Origin of the sequence: Nocardia wallacei (assembly GCF_014466955.1) — a bacterium.
Classification (GTDB): Bacteria; Actinomycetota; Actinomycetes; order Mycobacteriales; family Mycobacteriaceae; genus Nocardia; species Nocardia wallacei.
This window is the reverse complement of the sequence record NZ_AP023396.1, coordinates 1,322,913-1,344,744: the sequence shown is the minus strand read 5'-3', so window position 1 is coordinate 1,344,744 and position 21,832 is coordinate 1,322,913. Positions and strand designations below refer to the sequence as shown.

Below are 21,832 nucleotides of genomic sequence, written 5' to 3'. Positions count from 1 at the left end.
CCTACAGGCTTGCCGCACCCCGGCCCGGATCGTGCACGTCGATTCCCGCTTCCGCCCAGGCGTCTCGCAGTGCGCTCGCCCCGCGTACTCGCACCCAGGCCGCCTCGGTGGCGGTGATCGGCGTGACCGACAGGAACCGCACAGGCTCGGCGGGTTCGGGCAGCGGCACCTCCGGCAGGTCCGCCGCGTCGAGCAGCGCCGCGGTGAACGGCGCGTTGTGCCAGAGCGGTTCGCCGAGATCCAGCAGCGCGTCCGGTTGCAGCACCACGCCCTCCACCGCGGGCGAGGCGACGAGAATGCCGAGGCCCCTGGTCAACCCCGCCTGACCGCCCACGCCGCCGCGCAGCGTCAGCACCAGTTCCGCGCGCGGCCCACGCTCCGGATCGGCCAGCGTGGCAGTGGGATCGGTCATCGGATGACGCGCGCCGCCGAGAGTCACGTAATGCACCAACTCCCCGTCGGGGATGCGCAGGATCTCGATCGGCTCCAGCCCGAGGAACGTCACCGAGGCCGAATCGGCCGCGGACACACCGAAATGCCCGAGCGCGGCGGCTCGGACCTCGCCGAGAACATCCATCGACTACAGGGCCAGCTTGGCCAGCATGTCGCGGGCCTGCTCGGCGGCCTTGGGCTCGCACAGCACGTCGTAGCGCCCGGCCACCAACTGCATGGTGGAGGCGAAATCGCGCTGCCCGCGGGTGGCGGCGTACGGGATCGAGGTCGAGATGACACCGAAGATGACGCCGCCGACCAGGCCGACCACCAGCGGGCCGATCGCCCCGCCGGTGGTGAAAAGGCTCAGCAGCAGACCCAGGAAAAGGCCCAGCCAGGCGCCGGAGACCATGCCGCCGCCGATGACCTTGCCCCAGGTCAGCCGGTACAGCACCCGCTCGACCTGCATCAGGTCCACACCCACGATGGTCACGTTCTCCACCGGGAACTGGTTGTCGGCCAGGTAGTCGACCGCCCGCTGCGCCTCGGCGTAGGTCGGGTACGACCCGACCGGCCAGCCCGACGGCGGCGTCGGCAGACCCGGCCGGTTGCGATTCGCGTTCCCCAACGGATTGGTCATATCACCCATCATGCTAGGTCCGGGGACAACTCGCGCCCGCAAGGCACTTTCCGGCCCGCGTGTCCGGACCAGACGCGACGAGGGTCACGCCGGGGCGGCGGCCTTACCGGGTGTGATCCGGCTCGTGATGTGCCCCGGGCCGATCAGTCGGCCGGAGCCGGGGGCACGAACCGGGTGGTGCGCCGCATCCCCGCCGCACGCCCCTTGCCCGCGATCACCTGCGCCATCTTCGCGCTCGCCTCGTCGATCATCTCCTCGCCCAGCATGGCCGCGCCGCGCGCGCCGCCCTCGACCGAGGTGTGGAAGGCGTAGGCGTCCAGGATCTCCTCGGCGCGGTCGTAATCGGCCTGGCGCGGGGAGAAGATCTCGTTGGCGGGCTCGATCTGGCTCGGATGCAGTACCCACTTGCCGTCGAAACCCAGTGCGGCCGTGCGGTTCGCGGCCCGGCGGAAACCCTCCGGGTCGCGGACCTGCAGGTACGGGCCGTCGATGGCCTGCAGGCCGTGCGCGCGGGCGGTGAGCAGGATGGTCATCAGGATGTGGTGGTAGGCGTCGCCGGTGTCGTAGCCCTCGGGCTGCTCGCCCACCACCAGCGTGCGCATATTGATGCTGGCCATGAAGTCGGCCGGGCCGAACACCAGCGTCTGCACCCGCGGGCTGGCGGTGGCGATCTCGTCGATGTTGCGCAGCCCCTGGGCATTCTCGATCTGCGGCTCGATCACGATCCGGCCGACCTCGAGTCCGCCCGACTTCTCCAGCTGGGTCAGCAACAGATCCAGCGCCCGCACCTGACCCGCGTCGATCACCTTGGGCAGCAGGATCGCATCCAGTTCCGCGCCCGCGCCGTCGACCACCGAGATCACGTCGGCGTAGGTCCACTGGGTGGTCCAGTCGTTGACCCGGACCACCCGGATCTGCTCGCCCCAACCGGGTTCGTTCAGCGCCGCGACGATATTCGCCCGGGCCGTCGCCTTGGCCGCCGGCGCCACCGCGTCCTCGAGATCGAGGAAGATCTCGTCGGCCGGCAGGCCCTTGGCCTTCTCGATCATCTTCGGATTGCTGCCGGGAACGGCGAGCACCGAGCGTCGGGCGGGGGCGAGGCCGGTTCGGCGAGTTGACATGCGCGGCTCCTGCGGTTCGTACTTCCGGCGCTGCACCACATAGCCTTGCACTATGGCAGCTACCAAGGTTTTCGCCGCCCGGCTGGCGGGGCTGGTGGTGCTGGGTCCGGACGGGGAGTCTATCGGCCGCGTCCGCGACGTGGTGATCTCCATCCGCTACGACCGGCAGCAGCCGCGCGTACTGGGCATGGCGGTGGAACTGCCTACGCGGAAGCGGATTTTCGTGCCGATGCTGCGGGTGACCGCGATCGAGCCGGGCTCGGTGAACCTCAACACCGGCACCGTGAGCCTGCGCCGGTTCGAGCAACGGCCCAGCGAAATGCTCGCGCTGGCACAGATTCTCGACTCGCGGGTGCGCGTGGACGACCCGGACCGCCCGGAGCTGCGGGACGTGGACGTGTTCGTGGTCGATCTCGGCATCGAGCAGACCCGCACCCGCGACTGGCTGGTGTCCCGGGTGGCGGTGCGCGGCCATCGGCGCCTGGGTCGGCGGCGCACGGTGCACGTCGTCGACTGGTCCGACGTGCGCGGCCTGACCCAGCAGGAGTTGAACATGCCGGGTCAGAGCGTGACCGCGCTGCTGGAGCAGTACGAGGGCCTGCGCGCGGCCGACGTCGCGCACATGATGCGGGAGTTGCCGAAGAAGCGCCGGATCGAGCTGGCCCGGGCCCTCGACGACGAGCGGCTCGCCGACGTGGTCCAGGAGTTGCCCGAGACCGATCAGCTCGAGGTGGTCAAGCAGCTCGGTGTGGAACGCGCCGCCGACGTGATCGAGGCGATGGACCCCGACGACGCCGCCGACCTGCTCGGCGAGCTGCCGACCGGAGAGGCCGAAGCCCTGCTGGCACTGATGGATCCGCAGGAATCCGAACCGGTGCGCCGCCTGCTCGAGTACTCCCCCTACACCGCGGGCGGCCTGATGACGCCCGCACCGGTGGTGCTGACGCCCGCCGCCACCGTCGCCGAAGCGCTGGCCCGCGTGCGCGATCCGGATCTGACCCCCGCGCTGGCGTCGATGGTGTTCGTGGTGCGCCCGCCGACCGCCACCCCGACCGGCCGCTACCTGGGCTGCGTGCACATCCAGCAGTTGCTGCGCGAGCCGCCCGCGAGCCTGGTCGGCGGCCTGGTGGACAAGGACCTGGCGTGCCTGGGCTCCGACACCCCGCTCAACGCGGTGACCCGCTACTTCGCCACCTACAACCTGGTGTGCGGACCGGTGCTGGACGAGGAGAGCCATCTGCTGGGCGCGGTCACCGTCGATGACGTCCTGGATCATCTGCTGCCCGAGGACTGGCGCGAACAGGACGAGGAGCACGCCGCGGGGACGATGGCGATCGAAGGAGAGCGGTCATGACCGAGCGCAGCGACAAGCCGCGTGGCCGGCTGGAGACACCGGTGGAGAACCGGTTCCGATTCGATTTCGATGCCGAGGCGATGGCCCGCACCAGCGAGCGGATCGCCCGCTTCCTGGGCACCGGGCGATATCTGGTGCTGCAGACCGTCATCGTGATCGTGTGGGTGATCCTCAACGTGTCCGCGGTGCGGCTGCGCTGGGACCCGTACCCGTTCATCCTGCTGAATCTGGCCTTCTCCACCCAGGCCGCCTACGCCGCGCCGCTGATCCTGCTGGCGCAGAACCGCCAGGACAACCGGGATCGGGTCGCACTCGAGGAGGACCGCGCCCGCGCCGCGCAGACCAAGGCCGACACCGAGTTCCTGGCCCGGGAGCTGGCGGCACTGCGAATCGCCGTCGGCGAGGTGGCCACCCGGGACTATCTGCGCCGGGAACTCGAGGACATCAAGGACACCCTGGCGCGCCTCGAGGTGAACTCACCATGGAACGACGAAGATTCTGTTCCGGCCGACAAATCACGGAAGAGTACCGATCGAAAGAGGAGCCGGGTACCTATTTCGCCACAAATTGACGGCAACTGACCGCAAATAACGACAACAACGAGCTGACCGCCGGGTAACCTGGATCACGTTGCGGGAAGTGACTGGCCCAGACAGTAGCGGGGCGGTCACCGAATGGCTACGAGGGGATTGGTGTGCCGATGCGAATATCTGGTCCGATTACCGTGTCGGCGCTGGTGGTGGCGGGTTTGATGGCGTCGGGATCGACGGCGTACACGCCGGTCCGCACCAGCGCGCCCAAGTCGCCGGACGCGCAGCTCGCGGCCGCGACCTCGGCCACGGATCCACAGAGCGCCCCGGCCGATCAAACGGCCGGGCTGGTGCCCGCCGCGCCCGAGCCGCCGCGCAAGCTGCGCGCGATGACCACGCCCACCGCGCCCTTCGCCGGTACCGTGCCGCTGCGCGACATCGCCCTGCCGGGTGGTGGGGCCCTGGGCATTCCGGAGATCGTGCTCGCCGCCTACCGCAACGCCGAACTGGCGATGCAGTCCTCGGCGCCCGGTTGCGGTTTGAGCTGGCACCTGCTGGCGGGCATCGGCCGCATCGAGTCCGGGCACGCCCGCAACGGGCACACCGACGCGGCGGGCACCACCGTCGGGGCCATCTACGGGCCCGCGTTGGACGGCACGCTGCCCGGTAACGAGATCATCAAGGCCTCCGACGGCGGCTACGTGCGGGCCGTCGGCCCCATGCAGTTCCTGCCCGGCACCTGGACCCACTACTCGTCCGACGGCAACGGCGACGGCGTGGCGGACCCGAACAACGTCTTCGACGCCACGCTCGCCGCGGCCAAGTACCTCTGCTCGGGCGGGCTGGATCTGCGGGACCCGCAGCAGGAACTGCGCTCGGTGCTGCGCTACAACAACTCGCTTTCCTATGCCGCCAACGTGCTGAGCTGGTCCAACGCCTACAAGACCGGCGGCGCGCCGACACAGGTGAACATCTCCCCCGATCTCGTCCCGCCCGGCGCCATGCGGGCGCCGACCGGTCCGGACATGGTCGCGGTCAACCACACCTTCCCCGCCACGCCCGCGCCGCCGCCGGAGACGGCGGCCACCACGGTCCAGCCGCCGAGCCAGGTGCAGGTCCGCCCGCAGACCCAGCCGCAGCAGACCCAGGTGATGATCAACATCCCGGGGCTGCCACCCATCCCGTGCGGAATCTTCTGCCCGCCACCGCCACCCAAGCCGTGCGACCCCGCCACGGCCATCCCGGCGCCGATGCCCGAGCCCATGCAGCCGGCCGACCAGGCCCGGCAGCAATGGGCGCCGGGCATGCCCGCCGAGGCTCAGGCCCCGGTTCCGGGCGCCACACCGCCTGATCCGAACGCCCCGGCGGGATGCGTGACACCGCAGAGTCCCCCGGCGCAGACTCCCCCGGCGCCCGGGCAGCCGAATGCGCCGCACCCCGCGCCGCCCGCGCCGGAGGCCGCCGCACCCGAGCAGCCGCAGGCCGAAAACCCCGCCCTCACACCGGAATCCGCCCCGGCCGAGCAGGCGGCCCCGGCACCGCAGGCGGCCCCGGTGCCGCCGCCCGCGCCGGGCATCACCCTGCCCTTCGGCATCGTGATCCCGCTGCCCGCCCCGGCGCCTTAACCCCTGTTCGGCCACCGAAACAGAAAGACGGTCACGAAGCAGTAACGAAAAGGTCTCGGATGCGGTAACCTGATCTCGTTGTGTCACGAAAAGCTCACAGCGAGCATTGGAGGGCCACCGCACCGTGGGACGTCACCGCAAACAGCCGGCTAGAAATGTTGGCCGCGGATCCGTTATCGCACTGACCGGACTCGTCCCCGCAGGGGTCGTCGCCGTGAGCGCGGCGTCGGCGGCGGAGGTCAACACCGCCGAGCACGCGACTTTGTCCGCGCTGCAACAGGATCCGGACGCCGCGCAGACCGCCGAGGCCGAGGCGGTGGTACCCGACACCGAGGGCGTGCTGCGGGCCGCCAAGCATCCGGGGCCGCCGGTGGTGAAAACCGTTGCGCAGCCGGACGGCCGGGTACCGGCCGCGCTTCCGGCAGGGCCGCTGGGCCTGCCCGGTATCGCGCAGTCGGCGTATCAGAACGCCGAACGCCTACTGGCGCAGGAGAATCCGAACTGCCACATGCCGTGGTCGCTGCTCGCGGGCATCGGCCAGGTGGAGTCGCACCACGCCTACGGCAAGGCCGACGCCAAGGGCTACCCGCTCGACCCGATCTACGGCCCGGTGCTCGACGGCAGCCTCGGCGGCAACCAGGTCGTGCGCGCGACCGACGGCGAACTCGACGGCGGCATGTCGTCCTACACCCGCGCGGTCGGTCCGATGCAGTTCCTCCCGGAAACCTGGCGCAAGTACGCGGCCGACGGCGACGGCGACGGCATCTCCGATCCGCAGGACCTGTTCGACGCCGCGCTCACCGCGGGCAAGTACCTCTGCGACCGCGGGCTGGACATGAACGACCTGTCCCAGCAGTCGCGGGCCATCATGCGCTACAACAACTCGATGGCCTACGTGGCGAACGTGATGGCGTGGGAGGTCGCCTACCGCACCGGCGTCGCGCCGCACGCCGGGCAACTGCCCCGGATCTAGCCGCCGCTAGACTCGGCAGTATGCCAGTGGTTACGGAATCGGATGTGCGGGGCGCCCTCGCGAAAGTGAACGACCCGGAGATCCGCAAACCGATCACCGAGCTGGGCATGGTGAAGAGCGTCGCGGTCGGCGCCGACAGCAGCGTCCACGTCGAGATCTATCTGACGACGGCGGCCTGCCCCCTGCGCACCACGCTGACCGAGTCGGTGACGAAGGCGGTCGCCGACGTTCCCGGGGTCGGCGGCATCTCCGTCGACCTCGACGTGATGAACGACGAGCAGCGCACCGAACTGCGCAAGAAGCTGCGCGGCGATTCGGCCGAGCCGGTGATCCCGTTCGCCCAGCCCGGCTCGCTGACCCGGGTGTACGCGGTGGCCTCCGGTAAGGGCGGCGTCGGCAAGTCCAGCGTGACGGTGAACCTGGCGGCGGCCATGGCCGCGCGCGGGCTGTCGGTGGGCGTGCTCGACGCCGACATCTACGGCCACTCCGTGCCGCGCATGCTCGGCACCGACCAGCGTCCGACCCAGGTGGAGCGGATGATCATGCCGCCGGTCGCGCACGACGTGAAGGTCATCTCGATCGCGATGTTCACCCAGGGCAATACGCCCGTGGTGTGGCGCGGCCCGATGCTGCACCGGGCGCTGCAGCAGTTCCTCGCCGACGTGTTCTGGGGCGACCTGGACATCCTGCTGCTGGATCTGCCGCCGGGCACCGGCGATGTCGCCATCTCGATCGCCCAGCTGATTCCGAATGCCGAGATCCTGGTCGTCACCACCCCGCAGGCGGCCGCCGCCGAGGTGGCCGAGCGGGCGGGCGCGATCGCCCTGCAGACCCGGCAGCGCATCGCCGGTGTGGTGGAGAACATGTCGTGGCTGGATCTGCCCGACGGCTCGCGGATGGAGCTGTACGGCTCGGGCGGCGGGCAGTCCGTCGCCGATCGGCTCTCCCGCGCGGTCGGCGCCGATGTGCCGCTGCTGGGCCAGATCCCGATCACCCAGGAACTGCGCGAGGCGGGCGACGAGGGCACGCCGATCGTGCTGCGCGATCCCGGCGACGCCGCGGCCCAGGTGCTCAACGACATCGCCGACAAACTCGCGGTCCGCCGCCGCGGCTTGGCGGGCATGTCGCTGGGCATCGATACGACTCGCCACCTGTAGAGCCAGCTGTCGGCGTCGCCCAGCGGGATCTCTCGTCCGGGCATGTCCTCCGCTGCGGCGTAGGGACCCGCGGTCGCACCGCCGACCGGGCGCAGTGGCCGAACCGGCCGCGCGGACCGCGCGACGGTTCGGCGGATCTCAGAGGATGTTCCAGGTCAGCGGAATGCCGTGGCGCAGGCCGTCGATGCGGCGCAACACTTCCCGAGCGCTCGCGGAACCGGGCGCGGACTTGTAGGCGTTGGTGGTGATCATGCGGAGTTCGCGGAGATCACGCAGCCAGCTGAACCCGGACCAGTCGCGGATGTCGAAGCCGTAGTCGCGGCAGAAGCCGTCGTATTCGCCGGGGTGGTGGGCGAAGCGGCGGCAGTGCACCTCGATGGTTACCAGATCCCATTCGGGCTGGCCGATCGCCACGCTCTCCCAGTCGCAGAGCACGCCGCGCTCGGAGGCGTTGTCCCACAGCGTGTTCCGATGGTGCGCGTCGCCGTGGATGAGGCCCTGGGCCAGCGCGTAGACGATCTTGTCGTGGCGGGCGGCCAGCCGGTTTCGTTCGGCGCGCAGCAGGCGGCGGTCGCTGGGCGGCAGGATGGTGTTGGCGTCGATGGCGCGGGCGATGCGGTGGAAGGTGTCGGTGAGGTGGCGGGTCGGCAGCCACTGCGCGGGGCGGGTGCGCAGGCCGTGCAGCCGCGCCAGCGGTCCGGCCAGATCGGCGGCGACGATGTCGCGGTGCTGCGGCAGATACCGCCAGAACGTGACCGCGCACCCGTCGATCTCGACCGGCTGCGCCACCCCCGCCAACGGCACCGCCGGGACGTCGCGGGTGCGGAGCCAGCGCACCAGCGCCACCACATCGACGGGCGCGCCCGCACCGCACGGCCGGTCGATCTTCACCACCACCGGCTCGCTCGCCAGCCGGTACACGGCGTTGGTGTGATGACGCATCAGCTCGGCCGCGGTCGGGTCGAAACCGCTACCGTGACAGGCCTTTTCGAGAATCCAGCGGGTGCGCTGCGCGGTGAACTCGGTGGCGGGACGGCGGCCGGTCGCCGCCGCGGTGGTCACGGCGCGGCTCCCGCGCCGGCCGCGACCAACCGGCGCAGCTCGTCGACCACCCGGCGGCCGCGGCCCGGCTCGGGGATCGCGTCCACCACGGCGGCCGCGCGGGTCGTCACGATGGTGGTCCGGTGTTCGGGCGGGAGGGTGGTCAGCACCCGGACGGCCAGTGCGCAGGCCTCGTCGACGGCACCGTCGAGGGCGTGGCAGACGGCGGCGTCGAGTTCGAGCAGCGCCGGATCCACCACCACACCCGGGCTGTTCCGGTACAGCTGCAGGCCCCGCTCCTGCGCGCGCCGCGCCGCGGCGGTGCGGCCCAGATTCGTCAGCGTGCCGGATTGATAGAGCAGCAAGCGCTTTTCGCTGAACCGGAACGCCTCGTCGGTCACCGCGGCGCCGAGTTCGTCGATCTGCCGCCGGGCCCGGTTCAGGGCCTGCTCGGCGCCGTCGGCGTCGCCCAGGCGGGCCAAGGCGCGGGCCTCCGCCGCCGCGGCCAGGGCGGTCGCGTCGTCGGCGGTCTCGGGGAGCTGCGCCTGGGCCGCGCGGGCCAGCAGCACCGCCTGCTCGGGGCTGCCGTAGTAGTAGGGCAGCATCGCGTGCTGGGCGCGCACCCTGGCCCGCAGCCTGCGGTTGCCGGTGTCGTCGGCGGCGAGGCGGGCGGTGCCGTACCAGTAGTCGGCGCGCTCGATCTGGCCGAGCTTCATCAGCGCGTCGGCGATCAGCAGGCCCAGCACCGCGGTGATCTCCGACAGCCTCGCCTGGATGGCCGCGGGCTGGCGCTGCGCCGAAATCGACTGCACCTCCAGCAGATCCGGCAGCACCGTGGACAGCACGGCCGACGGCGCGGTGCGGGTGTAGGCGAGCATCCGCCCGGCGGCGCGCTCCTCCATCAGCTCCACCATGGCCGGGCCGACGGTGCCCGCGGCCAGCGTCCGGTCGATCACCAGCCGGGCGTCGTCGATCCGCGACATCAGAGCCACATCGGATCCGGCCGCGGCCACCGCGCCCACCGACACCGCGGCGCGGCGCGCGGGCATCCGGCGCGAACCGAGGGCTTGCTCGCCTTCGGCCAGAATCTGCTCGAACCGCTCCCGCACCTCGGCGCCGACCTGTACCAGCAGCGTGTCCAGCAGCTCCTGGGTGAGCGGCCGCGGCGTGACCGCGCTCAGCCCGGAACGCCAATTGGCCACCGTGGTCATCTCCACCCCGAGGTGAGCGGCAAACTCCCGCACCGATTTTCGAGTCGCCTCCTGCAGCGCGACAGCCTCGAATCCGGTCCAGGGACGACCCAACACCATTGTTAACTCCCTGTTTCGCACCCGTGTGCCAACAGTAAGCCAACACCAATGCCAACGCTGCGCGATTTCGTAACGCACCGAATACAGCGAAAGTTGAAGGCGCACCCGGTGCCGATGCGATAAATCCTTCGCAATTCGACGACAAAACCGAGGGCGGCGATCCTGAGACCCACGGTTTTCGCGGCGCCGGGTGCACCCGCACACCTGCTGGAGGTACCACGATGCACGCACCGCCCTCGGACGTCCGGGACCGGTGGCTGATGGACAGCCGCGACTGCGCCCACGAGCCGGCCGACCTCACCTACGACCGGGCCCGATTCATCCTCGCCGTGCATGCCGGGCACGGCGGCAGCTGCCGGCAGTATCTCGCGGCGGCGGCCTACTGTTTCCGCCGCACCGGGGAAAGGTGAACGGCGGGTTGGTGTTTCGCGTGCGCCGGTCCGGTCGAGGGGAAGCGGACCGGCGCGCGGGTGCGGCGAACATCGTCGGGGGCGTCGAACCTGTCACGGGTGCCACATATCCTCGTCCGTATGCTCACGCTGCTGTTGTACGTGCTGATCGTCGGTCTGGTGGCCGCGCTGCTGTTCCTGGTCGCGAGCGCCGTGTTCGGCCGCGGGGAGGAACTGGGCCCGCTGCCCGAGGGCACCACGGCGACGGTGCTGCCGGTCGCGGCCATCAGCGGCGGCGATGTGCGTGCGCTGCGCTTCCAGCAGGTGTTCCGCGGCTACAAGGCCGGCGAGGTGGACTGGGCGCTCACCCGCCTCGCCGCCCGCATCGACGAGCTGGAGGCCCAGCTGGCCGCGGCCCGCGGCGACCGACCGGCCGCACACCCGCGCACCGGGTCGTACCCGGCCGCGCCACCCGGCTTCGAACAACCCATCCATCCGGACCGGACGCCGCGGGCATGGGGATTCGGCTCGTCCGCCGCGTCTGCGCCCAACGGCCACACCGACCCCACCGCCTACTCCAGTCCCTTCACCAGCCCGCCCACCGCCTGGGAATCCTCCACCCAGCCGACCCACCGCCCCGGCCCCGAGACGGCCGCGCCCGGCCCCGCGAATCCGGCCCCGCGGCACGACCCGCCCGCGAGCCCGGAAAGCACAACGCCCGGCGGACCGGCCACGTCCGCCGCCTCCGGGGTGGTTTCCGGGATCGAGCCGGCGAATCCGGCCGCGGGCTGGGCCGCCCCGGCCACCGCTGATCAGGGCGCGGCTCCGCCGTGGCAGGTGTCGGTGCCGGGACTGGCCCGTGGCGGCGATGATCACGCCGGGCCGGGTGGTCCGGTGCCGCAGGTGCAACCGCCGGGGCAGCAGGGCACCGATCAGGGCGAGCGGCGGGATTCGCAGTGAGCGCCGCATCGATCGAGGTGGTGTCCGACGGCAAGGCGCGGTGCGGGTGGGCGGAGTCGTCCCAGCTCTATCGGGACTATCACGACCAGGAGTGGGGACAGCCGCTGCACGGTGACGACGCGCTGTTCGAGCGGATGTGCCTGGAGGCGTTCCAGTCGGGGCTGTCGTGGATCACCATCCTGCGCAAGCGCCCCGCGTTCCGCGCCGCCTTCGCGGACTTCGCCATCGACCGGGTGGCCCGGTTCACTCCGGCCGACGCCGAGCGACTGCTGTCCGACCCCGGCATAGTGCGCAATCGCGCCAAGATCGAGGCCTGCATCGCCAACGCGAGGGTTGCCGAAGATCTCTCGCCGGGGCTGGACGAGTTGCTCTGGTCGTTCGCGCCCGCGCCCCGGCCGCGCCCGCGGCGGCTCTCCGACGTGCCCGCCGTCACACCCGAATCGATTGCTCTCGCAAAGGAACTCAAGCGACGCGGATTCCGTTTCGTCGGTCCGACGACGGCTTACGCGATGATGCAGGCGACCGGAATGGTGAACGATCATGTGGCCGATTGCTGGGTCGAGGTGCGCGGTTGAACACGCGCCACGGCGGTCGGTTTTCGAACTCAGGTACCCGCCCACTTCCGTGATGAGGAAGAATAGTCGTGGTGTGGCCCCTCGGGCGCGGCGTAGCCGTGCGCGTGGGCTACCGGTTGGTGACAACACGAGTTCCAAGAAAGTGCGCAGCAGACCGCGCGGATCTGGAGGGAGCAGAGGATGGCGGCCATGAAGCCCCGCACCGGGGACGGTCCCCTCGAGGCAACCAAGGAAGGGCGTGGAATCGTCATGCGGGTTCCACTCGAGGGTGGCGGGCGTCTGGTCGTCGAGCTCACGCCGGAAGAGGCCGCGGCCCTCGGCAAAGAGCTCACCGAAGTCACCAGTTAACCGCTCGTTCGATCAATGCCGGTGACTCCGGCGCGGGCGGACACCGACACGCCGCTCGCCGCGATCGCGCGGTTACTGGCCTGCCCCGAATGCGGAGCGGGCATGACCGTGCGCGACCGCTCGCTGTCCTGTGCCCGCGGACACGCCTTCGATCTGGCCCGTCAGGGCTACGTCAGCCTGCTGACCGGTGCGTCGACGAAGATGACGGGCGATACCGCCGACATGCTGGACGCGCGCGCGGCCTTCCAGCGCGCCCGGCATTTCACTCCGATCGCCGACGCCGCGACGGCGGCACTCACCTCCGGCTCCCCGGTGCGCTCGATGCTCGAGATCGGCGCGGGAACCGGCTACTACCTGGCCGCGGCGCTGGACGCCGCGCCCGGCGCACACGGCATCGCGATGGACGTGTCCAAGTTCGCGGCCCGGCGCGCGGCGCGGGCGCATCCGCGTGCCGCCTCGGTGCTGGCCGACGCCTGGCGTGGGCTGCCGGTGCGCGACGGCGCGCTGAGCCGGGTGCTGTCGGTGTTCGCGCCGCGTAATCCGGACGAGGTGGCCCGGGTGCTGGCGCCCGGCGGCATGTTCGTCGTGGTGACGCCGACGCCGCGGCATCTGTCCGAGCTGATCGCCCCGCTGGACATGGTGGGCGTGGACGCGGCCAAGGACGAGCGCCTGGCCGGGGCACTGTCCGGCCGCTTCGACCGGCTGGCCGAACGAGTGGTGGAGTTTCCGATGCGGCTCGGCCACGCCGATGTCACGAACGTGGTGGGCATGGGCCCCTCCGCGCATCACGCCGCCGCGCGGCGCGCCGAGCGGATCGCGGCGCTGCCGGAGATCGTGGAGGTAACCGCCTCGGTGACGGTGTCGACGTACCGCCCGCGTTAGTGCCCGTCGGCCTGCTCGGGCGCGAACGGCCACTCCTCGAACCACGTACACCGGCCGTCGGGCCCGAACCGCAGCACCCACAGATCCCGCCAGCGCGCCGGATCCGCCCGCGCGTACTCGACCTCCACGCGGACGACCGCGGTATCACCGTCGAGGGCCACCACCGACGATGTCATGGTGAACGGCTCGTCCGCGCTATCTCGGGCTTGCTCCCAGAATCGCGCCAGCTCAGCGGGATCGGTAATGGGGGTAGCCCACGGCGACGGCAGATATCTCGCACCGGGGGCGAAGAGGTTACCCAGTTCCGCAGTCCCGGGCGTCCGCCAAACGCGCTCATACCGTTCCACCCAAGCCTCCACAGCAGCACGGTTCATGCCCCCGACCGTACGCGCCAGGGCGCGTACGGTCGGGGAATAGTTGGGGCCACATGCCAAAGAAAGTTGCGGCGCTGCTCGTGAAGCCATGCAGGTGGCCGCGCGCCGAAGAAGTTGCGGTGCGTCCCATTCCCCGTCCGTATGCGCCCTGGCGCGTACGGCCGGGGTCAGGACTTGCGGATTTTGTCGTAGAGGTGGACGGTGCGTTCGGCTACCTGGGACCAGTCGAATTCGGCTATGGCTCGGGCGCGGCCGGCGGCGCCCAGGGAGGCGGCGGTGAGGGGGTCGCCCGCTATGGCGTTGACGGCTCGGGTCAGGTGGGATTCGAAATCGCCGGGGGCCTCGCCGTCGTAGTGGACCAGGCGACCGGTGGTGCCGTCGGCGACTACTTCCGGGATGCCGCCGACGTCCGAGGCGACCACGGCGGTGCCGCAGGCCATGGCCTCCAGATTGACGATGCCGAGGGGCTCGTATACCGACGGGCACACGAATACCGTCGCGGCGGCCAGGATCTGGCGCACCTGTTCGGTGGGCAGCATCTCCCGCACCCAGAACACGCCGCCGCGGCGACGAGACAGCTCCGCCACCGCCGCCGACACCTCGGCCTCCAGTTGCGGCGTGTCGGGCGCTCCCGCGCACAGCACCAGCTGGATGTCCGGATCGAATTCCCGCGCGGCGGCCAGCAGATGCGACACGCCCTTCTGCCGGGTGATGCGGCCGACGAACGCGACGATCGGCGCGTCGGTGCGCACCCCGAGCTCGGCCAGCACGTCCCGGGCGCCGTCGATCGGCCCACCGGGACACCACGCCTGCGCGTCGATCCCGTTGTGCACCACGTGAACCCGCTCGGGATCGATGGTCGGATAGGCGTCCAGCACATCGCGGCGCATGCCCGCGCTCACCGCGATGACCGCGTCGGCGTACTCCATCGCATTGCGCTCCGACCACGACGACAACCGGTACCCGCCGCCCAGCTGCTCGGCCTTCCACGGCCGCCGCGGTTCCAGCGAATGCGCGGTCAGCACGTGCGGGATGCCGTACAGCGTGGCGGCCAGATGCCCGGCCAGCCCGGTGTACCAGGTGTGCGAATGCACCACGTCCACCCCGCCGACCGCATCGGCCATGCGCAGCTGCGCCGACATCATCTGCAGCGCCGAATTGGCCGCGTACAGCATCGGATCCGGCTGGTGCACCACGGCGTCCGCGCGCGACACACCCATGCAGTGCACGGTGACCTCGCACAACCGTCGCAACCGCGGTACCAGGTGGGTGACGTGCACCCCCGCCCCGCCGTACACCTCCGGCGGAAATTCACGAGTCAGCATCGCGACCTGCAACCGATTCCGCTCGCGCGATTCGGTCGGCTCGCGTCCGCCCTCCGGGCCGAAACTCACCGGTCCAACCTAATCGTTCACCTGCGTGCTGACCACTCCGCGGACCCGGCGGCGGTAAGTTGGGCCCTGTGAGGAGCCAGCCGCACGTACTCGGAATCGTGCTCGCCGGCGGTGAGGGCAAGCGACTCTTCCCGCTCACCAAGGACCGCGCCAAACCCGCGGTCCCGTTCGGGGGCGCGTACCGGCTCATCGACTTCGTCCTGTCCAACCTGGTCAACGCCGGTTTCCTGCGGTTGTGCGTGCTCACCCAGTACAAGTCGCACTCGCTGGACCGGCACATCTCGCAGACCTGGCGGCTGTCGGGGTTCGGCGGTGAATACATCACCCCGGTCCCGGCCCAGCAACGCCTGGGCCCGCGCTGGTACACCGGCAGCGCCGATGCGATCATGCAGTCGCTGAACCTGATCTACGACGAGGACCCGGACTACATCGTGGTGTTCGGCGCCGACCACGTATACCGGATGGATCCGGAGCAGATGGTGGCCCACCACATCGACACCGGCGCGGGCGTGACGGTGGCCGGGATCCGGGTGCCGCGCAGCGAGGCGGGGGCGTTCGGCTGTATCGATTCCGACGAGTCCGGCCGGATCACCCAGTTCCTGGAGAAGCCGGTGCATCCGCCGGGCACCCCCGACGACCCGAACGTCACCTTCGCCTCGATGGGCAACTACGTGTTCAGCACCAAGGTGCTCGTCGACGCCATCCGCGCCGACGCCGACAACGCCGATTCCGACCACGACATGGGCGGCGACATCATCCCGTCGCTGGTGGCCGCGGGCGAGGCGGGCGTGTACGACTTCGCGCGCAACGACGTGCCCGGATCCACCGATCGCGACCGCGGCTACTGGCGCGACGTGGGAACCATCGACGCGTTCTACGACGCGCACATGGATCTGGTGTCGGTGCACCCGATCTTCAATCTCTACAACAAGCACTGGCCGATTCGCGGCGCCGCCGAGAACCTGCCGCCCGCCAAATTCGCGCAGGGCGGGCTGGCGCAGGAGTCGATCGTCGGGGCGGGCAGCATTCTGTCGGCGGCCACGGTGCGCAATTCGGTGCTGTCGTCGAACGTGTTCGTCGAGGACGGGGCGACCGTGGAGGGCAGTGTGCTGATGCCGGGCGTGCGGGTGGGCCGCGGCGCGGTGGTGCGGCGGGCGATCCTGGACAAGAACGTGATGGTCGGCGAGGGCGAGATCATCGGGGTCGACCTCGAACGCGATCGGGAACGGTTCGCCGTCAGCAACGGGGGCGTGGTGACCGTCGGCAAGGGCGTGTGGGTCTAGCGCGGGACCGCGGGCGCGGGGGTGGCCGTGCAGAACGGATCGCACGGGCCGTGGGTGATCGGCGGTTGTTTGGTCGGATCGTTGTAATCGCTCCCGGTGACCAGCAGCAGCACAAGCAGGGCGATGAAGACGAAGAAGCCCAGCATCACCACGGCCAGCACCAGCCAGCTGCGTGGCGCGACTTCGATCAGCACTGCGCGTTGGAAAACCACCCACGCCTCCACCGGTAGCGAAACACTTGCTCTCTCAATCATATCGGCGATACCCGGTCGGCGGTGGATCAATCCGGCCCGGACGCACCGAACGCCCCTCGGCGCACCGAGAGGCGTTCGGGGAGACCGTAGTTCAGCGCAGGTCGCGACGCCGGAAGGCGACGAGGCCCGTCGTGAGCAGCACGGCCGCGAGCACCAGCAGGATCACCACCGGGGCCGCCGCGAACTCACCGCCCGGCAGCTTGGGCAGATGGCTGTAGGGCGTGAGGTCCAGAACCCATTGCGGCATACCGGAGATGGAGCCGAGGAAGAACAGCGCCACACCGGCGGTGAACACTCCCCACGCCACCGGCGCCCAGCGCGGCAGCAGCCCGAACAACAGGACCGCGGCGCCCACGAACACCCACACCGCCGGGATCTGGACCAGCGCCGCGCCCAGCACCCGCGGCAACTTCTCGCCGACGTCGCCGGCCGCGGCACCGTAGGTGAGACCGCCGATCACGCCCGAAACCACCAGCACCACAACCGGTCCGAGCAGGGCGTACACCACATGCGATGCGGCCCAGCGGGTCCGGGCGACGGCGCCGGTGAGCACCGTCTCGGTGTGCTGCGCGGTCTCCTCCGAGTGCAGCCGCAGCGCCGCCGAGATAGCGTACGCGGACGCCGCCATCCCGAGCATGGTGTAGCCCGTGGTGAGGAACGCGTCCTCCAGCGCGGCACCGCCGCCGAGCCGTCCGATGATGTCGTTGACCGCGTCGCTGGTGCCCAGCTCGTCCCCGATGCCGTGCACCACACTGCCGATGACCAGCCCGTACAGCGCCAGACCGATGGTCCACGCCAGCAGCGTGCCGCGTTGCAGCCGCCACGCCAGACCGAACGGACCGGCCAGCCCGGGCCCGGCGGCCGGTGCCCCGAGCCGCTCGGCGATCAGCCCGGCGCCGAGGTCGCGGCGCCGCAGCAGCACGTACGCCACCGCGATCAGCGCGACCGTGGCCGCCACGTGCAACAGCAGGATCGGCCAGTGGTTGCCCGCGAGCGCCCGCACCTGGATCGACCAGCCCTGCGGTGACAGCCAGACCAGCGGGCTGGTGGGCCCGTCCCCGGCGCGGGCGTCACCGATGGCCCGCAGCGTATAGGTCACGGCCAGTACCACGAAGGCGAACCCGCGGGTGGTGCGGGCGTTGGCACTGAGCTGCGCGGTCACCGCGGCGACGGCGGCGAAAACCAGCCCCGACCCCGCCAGCGCCAGCCCGAACGCCAGCGCGTCCGCCCCGGCCACCCCGGCCCCCATGATGCTGAGGGCCGCGATCAGACCGGCGGCGATCGCACCACCGCAGGCCACGATCAGCGCGGCGGTCAGGCTCGCGTACCGCCCGACCTGGGTGGACGCCAGCAGCTCACCGCGTCCGGTCTCCTCCTCGGCGCGGGTGTGCCGGATGACCGTCAGGATCGTCGCGATCCCGATGAGCGTGAAGAACATTCCGGCCTTCCACAACCCGGCCGCCGCCGCGGAGCCGGTGTTGTAGATCGGGCCGTACATGGCCAGCTGCGCCGGACTGGACAGGACCGTGCGCGCGAAATTTGCCAGCTGCTCCGGCGTGGAGTACACCGATTCGGTGCTCTTGATGTACGTGCTGCCCAGCGGCAGCGACAGCAGGATCACCCACAGCGGCAGCACGATCCGGTCGCGCCGCAGGTACAGCCGCAACAGCTGCATGGTGCCGGTGAAATCCGAAGCGCCACGGTCGGATTCGGCGAATCCGTACTGCGGTCGGGAGATGGTGGCGGTGGTCATTTCGTCGCCTCCGCGTACCGGTGGGCCGCCGCGCCGGACGCGGCCGGGGCGTCGCCGTCGAGCGAATAGTGGCGCAGGAACAGCTCTTCCAGGGTCGGCGGCTGGCTGACCAGGCTGCGCACGCCCGCGTCGCCGAGCACCCGGATCAGCTCGCCCAGATGCTCGCTGTCGACCTGGCAGCGCAGTGTGTGCTCCTCGATGCTGACGTCCTCGACGCCCGGAATGTTGCCGAGATCGCCTGGATCACCGAGCATTTCGGCGGTGATCGAGGTGCGGCTGAGGTGCCGCAGCTCGGCCAGGGTGCCGCTTTCCACCGTGCGCCCGGAGCGGATGATGGTGACCCGCTCGCAGAGCGTTTCCACCTCCGACAGGATGTGGCTGGACAGCAGCACGGTCACCCCGCGCTCGGTGGCCTCGCGGACGCATTCCCGGAAGACCTGCTCCATCAACGGATCCAGGCCCGAGGTGGGCTCGTCGAGCATCAACAGGTTGGCGTTGGAGGAGAACGCCGACACCAGGGCGACCTTCTGCCGATTGCCCTTGGAGTAGGTGCGGGCCTTCTTGCGCGGGTCCAGCTCGAACCGCTCGATCAGTTCGGCGCGGCGGTCGGGGTCGAGGCCGCCGCGCATGCGGGCCAGCAGATCTATGGTCTCGCCGCCGGACAGCGACGGCCAGAGCGTGACATCGCCCGGCACATAAGCGATTTCGTGATGCAGGCCGACCGCGTCGGCCCACGGGTCCCGGCCCAGCACCCGCGCCTCGCCGGAGGTGCGGGCCAGGATCCCCAGCAGAATGCGGATGGTGGTGGACTTGCCCGCGCCGTTGGGGCCGAGGAAGCCGTGTACCTCACCCTCGGCGACCTGCAGATCGAGCCCGTCGAGTGCGTGTACCTGTCCGAAATGCTTGTGCAGATCCCGGACGACGATTGCCGATGACATCGAATCTCCTCGAGAGACGAGTGTGGTTCACCGATCGGCGAGCAGGGTGTCCAGCAGCGACGAATCGGTGAAAAGACCATGTGTATTGACTTCGACCGCCGGCAGCATCATCTGGTCGGCGTACTCGCGCAGCGCTTTTCGGTAGTCGAGCTTGCCGTCGTGTCTGGCGGCGTACAGCTGCAGGAAGAAGAAGAACCCGCCACCGTTCTGGGTTGCCAGAAAGCGGGCCGTCGCCCGCAGGTCGAGTGGTGCACGCAAGGTCCCGGCCTCGATCCCGACGACGAGATAGGACTCGACATCGGCGACCATCTGCTCGAACATCGTGGCCATCAGCGGCCCCCCGGCCTGAAAGCTCCGCATCAGGTAGGCGATGTAGGGCGCGTACTCCTCGATTTCCGCGAGCGCCTGCAGCGTCGCGTTCGGCGTGGGGTGCTGCACGTACTCCGTCTTCGCCGATCGAATGATCGAACGAACGTGTTCGTCGCACGCTTCCCGCAGCCCGTCCTTGGAACCGAAATGGTGGTTGACGAGCCCCGGGGACACTCCCGCGGCCTTGGCGATCGCCCGAACTCCGACCCCGAACCCCTCCTCGCCGAAGACGGCGATGGCGGCATCCCGGATACGGGCGCGAGTGCTCAGATCCGAGGCGGATCCTTCCGGTACGGCTGCTCCCTTAAACACATGTTCAATATACTAAACACTCGTTCAATCGGCACGCAAGACCTCGCTCCACAACGATTTTCGAGCGTTATCGACGCAGGTCGGAGGCGGCAGACGAATGGTCGGATGATCCGATCAACCCGCACGTCCGGGCCGCTAACCCCGTGAGGCGCAGAGCAATCCGTCGCCGACGGGAATGAGCACGCTGGTGAGTTCCGGATCCTCGGCGACGGCTCGGGTGGCCGCGCGCACCGCCTGGGTCGCCGGGTCGCGCTGGGCGGTATCGGGCACCCGGCCGCCGAGCAGCGCGTTGTGCAGCAGGATCGCCCCGCCCTCGCGTAACAATCGAACGCCCTGCTCGACGTACTGCGGGTGCTCGAGCGGCGCGGCATCGATGAAGACCAGGTCGTAAGCGCCGTCGGCGAGCCGTGGCAGCACATCCAGGGCGCGGCCGTTGATCAGCCGGGTCCGCGCGGGCGGGATGTCGGCGGTGCGGAAGGCGTCGCGCGCGGCCCGCTGATGTTCGGGCTCGGAGTCGATGGTGGTCAGCGTGCCGTCCTCGCGCATGCCGTCGAGCAGCCACAGCCCGCTGATCCCGGCGCCGGTCCCCACCTCGACCACCGCCCGCGCGCCCAGCATCTGGGCGTACATACTCAGCAGCGCACCCACCGAGGGCGGCACCGGCAGCGCCCCCAGTTCGGTAGCCCGCTCCCGCGCGGCCAGCAGAATCTCGTCCTCGGCGACGGATTCCTCCACGTAGGCGAGGTTGCGCTGCGCGGTCGCTGCCGCGGGTATGAGGCTCACAGGTATGAGGCTAACGGCGAACCCCGCCGAACGTCGCGACCTACGAGGCGGCGGGACGGCGTGCGACCCGCGATTTTCTCAGGTGTCCCTCAGCCTCCCCACACCACCGGCACATCGGGATTCGACAGAGTGAGGACAACGCAAAGGCCGACCGACCGTAGGACGGCGCCCGGGAACAACCTGACACCCGTCCTCGGTTATACCCGGTACGCGACAGGTGGGGGGACCTCGCCGTCGCAGCGCCGGACACGGTCCCGAGTAGGAGGTAACCCCATCCACATGGTCGATGCGGCGCGTGAGCACGCCACTCTCCCCCCGTCGAGGCTGCCGAACACCGGCGACTCGGCCGAATTCCTACTGCCCGCGGCGGACAGCGGCAACCCCGTGCCGTCCGACGCCCTGCTGCCCGACGACGTCGCGACGCCCGACACCGAGGCCGACATCGATCCGCTGACCGGCACCGCGGCCTTCGACGCCACCGGCGACCGAGCCATGATGCCCACCTGGGACGAACTGGTCCGCGAGCACGCCGACCGGGTGTACCGCCTGGCCTACCGCCTGACCGGTGACCCGCAGGACGCCGAGGACCTGACCCAGGAGACGTTCATCCGGGTCTTCCGCTCGCTGTCGAACTACCAGCCCGGCACCTTCGAGGGCTGGCTGCACCGCATCACGACCAACCTGTTCCTGGACATGGTGCGCCGCCGCAATCGGATCCGGATGGAGGCGCTGCCCGACGACTACGACCGGGTGCCCTCCGAGGGCCCCGACCCCGAGCAGGTCTACCACGACGCCAACCTCGATCCCGACCTGCAGTCCGCCCTGGATTCGCTGGCTCCGGAATTCCGCGCCGCCGTGGTGCTGTGCGATATCGAGGGACTGTCCTACGAGGAGATCGGCGCTACGCTCGGCGTCAAACTGGGCACTGTGCGCAGCCGGATCCACCGTGGACGCCAGGCACTGCGGGAGTACCTTGCGCATAATGGATCTCAGCAGCGGTTCGCCGCTGACGAGAAGGTCGGGTGATCCACTGCC

Annotated in this window: 24 protein-coding genes; 12 read left to right on the top strand and 12 right to left on the bottom strand. The window is 70.2% G+C overall.

Annotation, left to right across the window (positions count from 1 at the left end):
- Window position 1: 1 nt before the first annotated feature.
- The 3 genes from NWFMUON74_RS06225 to NWFMUON74_RS06215 form a co-directional block, all read right to left on the bottom strand.
- Complete coding sequence (locus NWFMUON74_RS06225; RefSeq protein ID WP_187687017.1) at window positions 2–577, bottom strand: suppressor of fused domain protein; 576 nt, start codon at window positions 575–577, stop codon at window positions 2–4.
- A 3-nt stretch (window positions 578–580) separates the two neighbouring features.
- Window positions 581–1,072, bottom strand: a complete 492-nt coding sequence (locus tag NWFMUON74_RS06220; protein ID WP_187687016.1) for a YflT domain-containing protein — start codon at window positions 1,070–1,072, stop codon at window positions 581–583.
- A gap of 143 nt (window positions 1,073–1,215) precedes the next feature.
- Window positions 1,216–2,193, bottom strand: a complete 978-nt coding sequence (locus NWFMUON74_RS06215; protein WP_187687015.1) for an HpcH/HpaI aldolase/citrate lyase family protein — start codon at window positions 2,191–2,193, stop codon at window positions 1,216–1,218.
- A gap of 52 nt (window positions 2,194–2,245) precedes the next feature.
- Here NWFMUON74_RS06215 and NWFMUON74_RS06210 point away from each other — a divergent pair, with 52 nt between their 5' ends.
- The 5 genes from NWFMUON74_RS06210 to NWFMUON74_RS06190 all read left to right on the top strand — a co-directional run bounded on the left by NWFMUON74_RS06210 (window position 2,246) and on the right by NWFMUON74_RS06190 (window position 7,832).
- The gene (locus NWFMUON74_RS06210; protein ID WP_187687014.1) at window positions 2,246–3,547 is read left to right on the top strand and encodes a magnesium transporter; all 1,302 of its coding nucleotides are present in this window, start codon (window positions 2,246–2,248) and stop codon (window positions 3,545–3,547) included.
- Window positions 3,544–4,128, top strand: a complete 585-nt coding sequence (locus NWFMUON74_RS06205) for a DUF1003 domain-containing protein (protein WP_187687013.1) — start codon at window positions 3,544–3,546, stop codon at window positions 4,126–4,128. Before NWFMUON74_RS06210 ends, NWFMUON74_RS06205 begins: the two co-directional genes overlap by 4 nt.
- A 119-nt stretch (window positions 4,129–4,247) precedes the next feature.
- On the top strand, window positions 4,248–5,702 hold the full coding sequence (locus tag NWFMUON74_RS06200) for a lytic transglycosylase domain-containing protein (RefSeq protein ID WP_187687012.1): 1,455 nt from the start codon (window positions 4,248–4,250) through the stop codon (window positions 5,700–5,702).
- A 124-nt stretch (window positions 5,703–5,826) separates the two neighbouring features.
- Complete coding sequence (locus tag NWFMUON74_RS06195) at window positions 5,827–6,675, top strand: lytic transglycosylase domain-containing protein (RefSeq protein WP_187687011.1); 849 nt, start codon at window positions 5,827–5,829, stop codon at window positions 6,673–6,675.
- A gap of 20 nt (window positions 6,676–6,695) precedes the next feature.
- Entirely contained in the window at window positions 6,696–7,832 is a 1,137-nt protein-coding gene (locus NWFMUON74_RS06190) for an Mrp/NBP35 family ATP-binding protein (RefSeq protein WP_187687010.1), read from the top strand.
- 138 nt (window positions 7,833–7,970) lie between these two features.
- Here NWFMUON74_RS06190 and NWFMUON74_RS06185 read toward each other — a convergent pair whose 3' ends face one another.
- Both NWFMUON74_RS06185 and NWFMUON74_RS06180 read right to left on the bottom strand, forming a co-directional pair.
- Entirely contained in the window at window positions 7,971–8,894 is a 924-nt protein-coding gene (locus tag NWFMUON74_RS06185) for an aminoglycoside phosphotransferase family protein (protein ID WP_197986975.1), read from the bottom strand.
- Window positions 8,891–10,183 (bottom strand): NsdA family TPR-like regulatory protein, encoded by a 1,293-nt coding sequence (locus NWFMUON74_RS06180; RefSeq protein ID WP_187687009.1) that lies wholly within the window; start codon window positions 10,181–10,183, stop codon window positions 8,891–8,893. Before NWFMUON74_RS06180 ends, NWFMUON74_RS06185 begins: the two co-directional genes overlap by 4 nt.
- A 221-nt stretch (window positions 10,184–10,404) precedes the next feature.
- Here NWFMUON74_RS06180 and NWFMUON74_RS06175 point away from each other — a divergent pair, with 221 nt between their 5' ends.
- The 5 genes from NWFMUON74_RS06175 to NWFMUON74_RS06155 all read left to right on the top strand — a co-directional run bounded on the left by NWFMUON74_RS06175 (window position 10,405) and on the right by NWFMUON74_RS06155 (window position 13,337).
- Complete coding sequence (locus NWFMUON74_RS06175; protein ID WP_187689628.1) at window positions 10,405–10,593, top strand: hypothetical protein; 189 nt, start codon at window positions 10,405–10,407, stop codon at window positions 10,591–10,593.
- Window positions 10,594–10,713: 120 nt separating this feature from the next.
- Entirely contained in the window at window positions 10,714–11,532 is an 819-nt protein-coding gene (locus NWFMUON74_RS36825) for a DivIVA domain-containing protein (RefSeq protein ID WP_425300526.1), read from the top strand.
- Entirely contained in the window at window positions 11,529–12,107 is a 579-nt protein-coding gene (locus tag NWFMUON74_RS06165) for a DNA-3-methyladenine glycosylase I (protein WP_425300925.1), read from the top strand. Before NWFMUON74_RS36825 ends, NWFMUON74_RS06165 begins: the two co-directional genes overlap by 4 nt.
- A 180-nt stretch (window positions 12,108–12,287) precedes the next feature.
- Complete coding sequence (locus NWFMUON74_RS06160; protein WP_019929283.1) at window positions 12,288–12,455, top strand: DUF3117 domain-containing protein; 168 nt, start codon at window positions 12,288–12,290, stop codon at window positions 12,453–12,455.
- 15 nt (window positions 12,456–12,470) lie between these two features.
- Window positions 12,471–13,337, top strand: coding sequence for a putative RNA methyltransferase (locus NWFMUON74_RS06155; protein ID WP_187687008.1), 867 nt, complete (start codon window positions 12,471–12,473; stop codon window positions 13,335–13,337).
- Here NWFMUON74_RS06155 and NWFMUON74_RS35880 read toward each other — a convergent pair.
- On the bottom strand, window positions 13,334–13,711 hold the full coding sequence (locus tag NWFMUON74_RS35880) for a YybH family protein (protein WP_187687007.1): 378 nt from the start codon (window positions 13,709–13,711) through the stop codon (window positions 13,334–13,336). The genes NWFMUON74_RS06155 and NWFMUON74_RS35880 overlap by 4 nt on opposite strands.
- A 167-nt stretch (window positions 13,712–13,878) precedes the next feature.
- Window positions 13,879–15,048 (bottom strand): glycogen synthase, encoded by a 1,170-nt coding sequence (gene glgA / locus NWFMUON74_RS06145; RefSeq protein ID WP_187688960.1) that lies wholly within the window; start codon window positions 15,046–15,048, stop codon window positions 13,879–13,881.
- A gap of 125 nt (window positions 15,049–15,173) precedes the next feature.
- Between glgA and glgC the strand changes: the two genes are divergently transcribed.
- A complete protein-coding gene (glgC, locus tag NWFMUON74_RS06140; protein ID WP_187687006.1) occupies window positions 15,174–16,388 on the top strand; it encodes a glucose-1-phosphate adenylyltransferase in 1,215 nt (404 codons plus the stop codon).
- Here the strand turns inward: glgC and NWFMUON74_RS06135 are convergent.
- From NWFMUON74_RS06135 to NWFMUON74_RS06115, 5 genes are all read right to left on the bottom strand, one after another.
- Window positions 16,385–16,600, bottom strand: coding sequence for a hypothetical protein (locus NWFMUON74_RS06135; protein ID WP_187687005.1), 216 nt, complete (start codon window positions 16,598–16,600; stop codon window positions 16,385–16,387). The two genes, glgC and NWFMUON74_RS06135, sit on opposite strands and share 4 nt — an antisense overlap.
- A gap of 133 nt (window positions 16,601–16,733) precedes the next feature.
- Window positions 16,734–18,395, bottom strand: coding sequence for an ABC transporter permease (locus NWFMUON74_RS06130; protein ID WP_187687004.1), 1,662 nt, complete (start codon window positions 18,393–18,395; stop codon window positions 16,734–16,736).
- Window positions 18,392–19,333: an ABC transporter ATP-binding protein gene (locus tag NWFMUON74_RS06125; protein WP_187687003.1), complete on the bottom strand. Its 942-nt coding sequence runs from the start codon at window positions 19,331–19,333 to the stop codon at window positions 18,392–18,394. The genes NWFMUON74_RS06130 and NWFMUON74_RS06125 overlap by 4 nt, the downstream gene beginning before the upstream one ends.
- A gap of 27 nt (window positions 19,334–19,360) precedes the next feature.
- Complete coding sequence (locus NWFMUON74_RS06120; RefSeq protein ID WP_187687002.1) at window positions 19,361–20,014, bottom strand: TetR/AcrR family transcriptional regulator; 654 nt, start codon at window positions 20,012–20,014, stop codon at window positions 19,361–19,363.
- Window positions 20,015–20,149: 135 nt separating this feature from the next.
- On the bottom strand, window positions 20,150–20,788 hold the full coding sequence (locus tag NWFMUON74_RS06115) for an O-methyltransferase (protein ID WP_269475343.1): 639 nt from the start codon (window positions 20,786–20,788) through the stop codon (window positions 20,150–20,152).
- A 288-nt stretch (window positions 20,789–21,076) separates the two neighbouring features.
- On the opposite strand from NWFMUON74_RS06115, the gene sigE reads away from it, so the two are divergent.
- Window positions 21,077–21,823: an RNA polymerase sigma factor SigE gene (gene sigE, locus NWFMUON74_RS06110; protein WP_232110872.1), complete on the top strand. Its 747-nt coding sequence runs from the start codon at window positions 21,077–21,079 to the stop codon at window positions 21,821–21,823.
- Window positions 21,824–21,832: the final 9 nt, after the last annotated feature.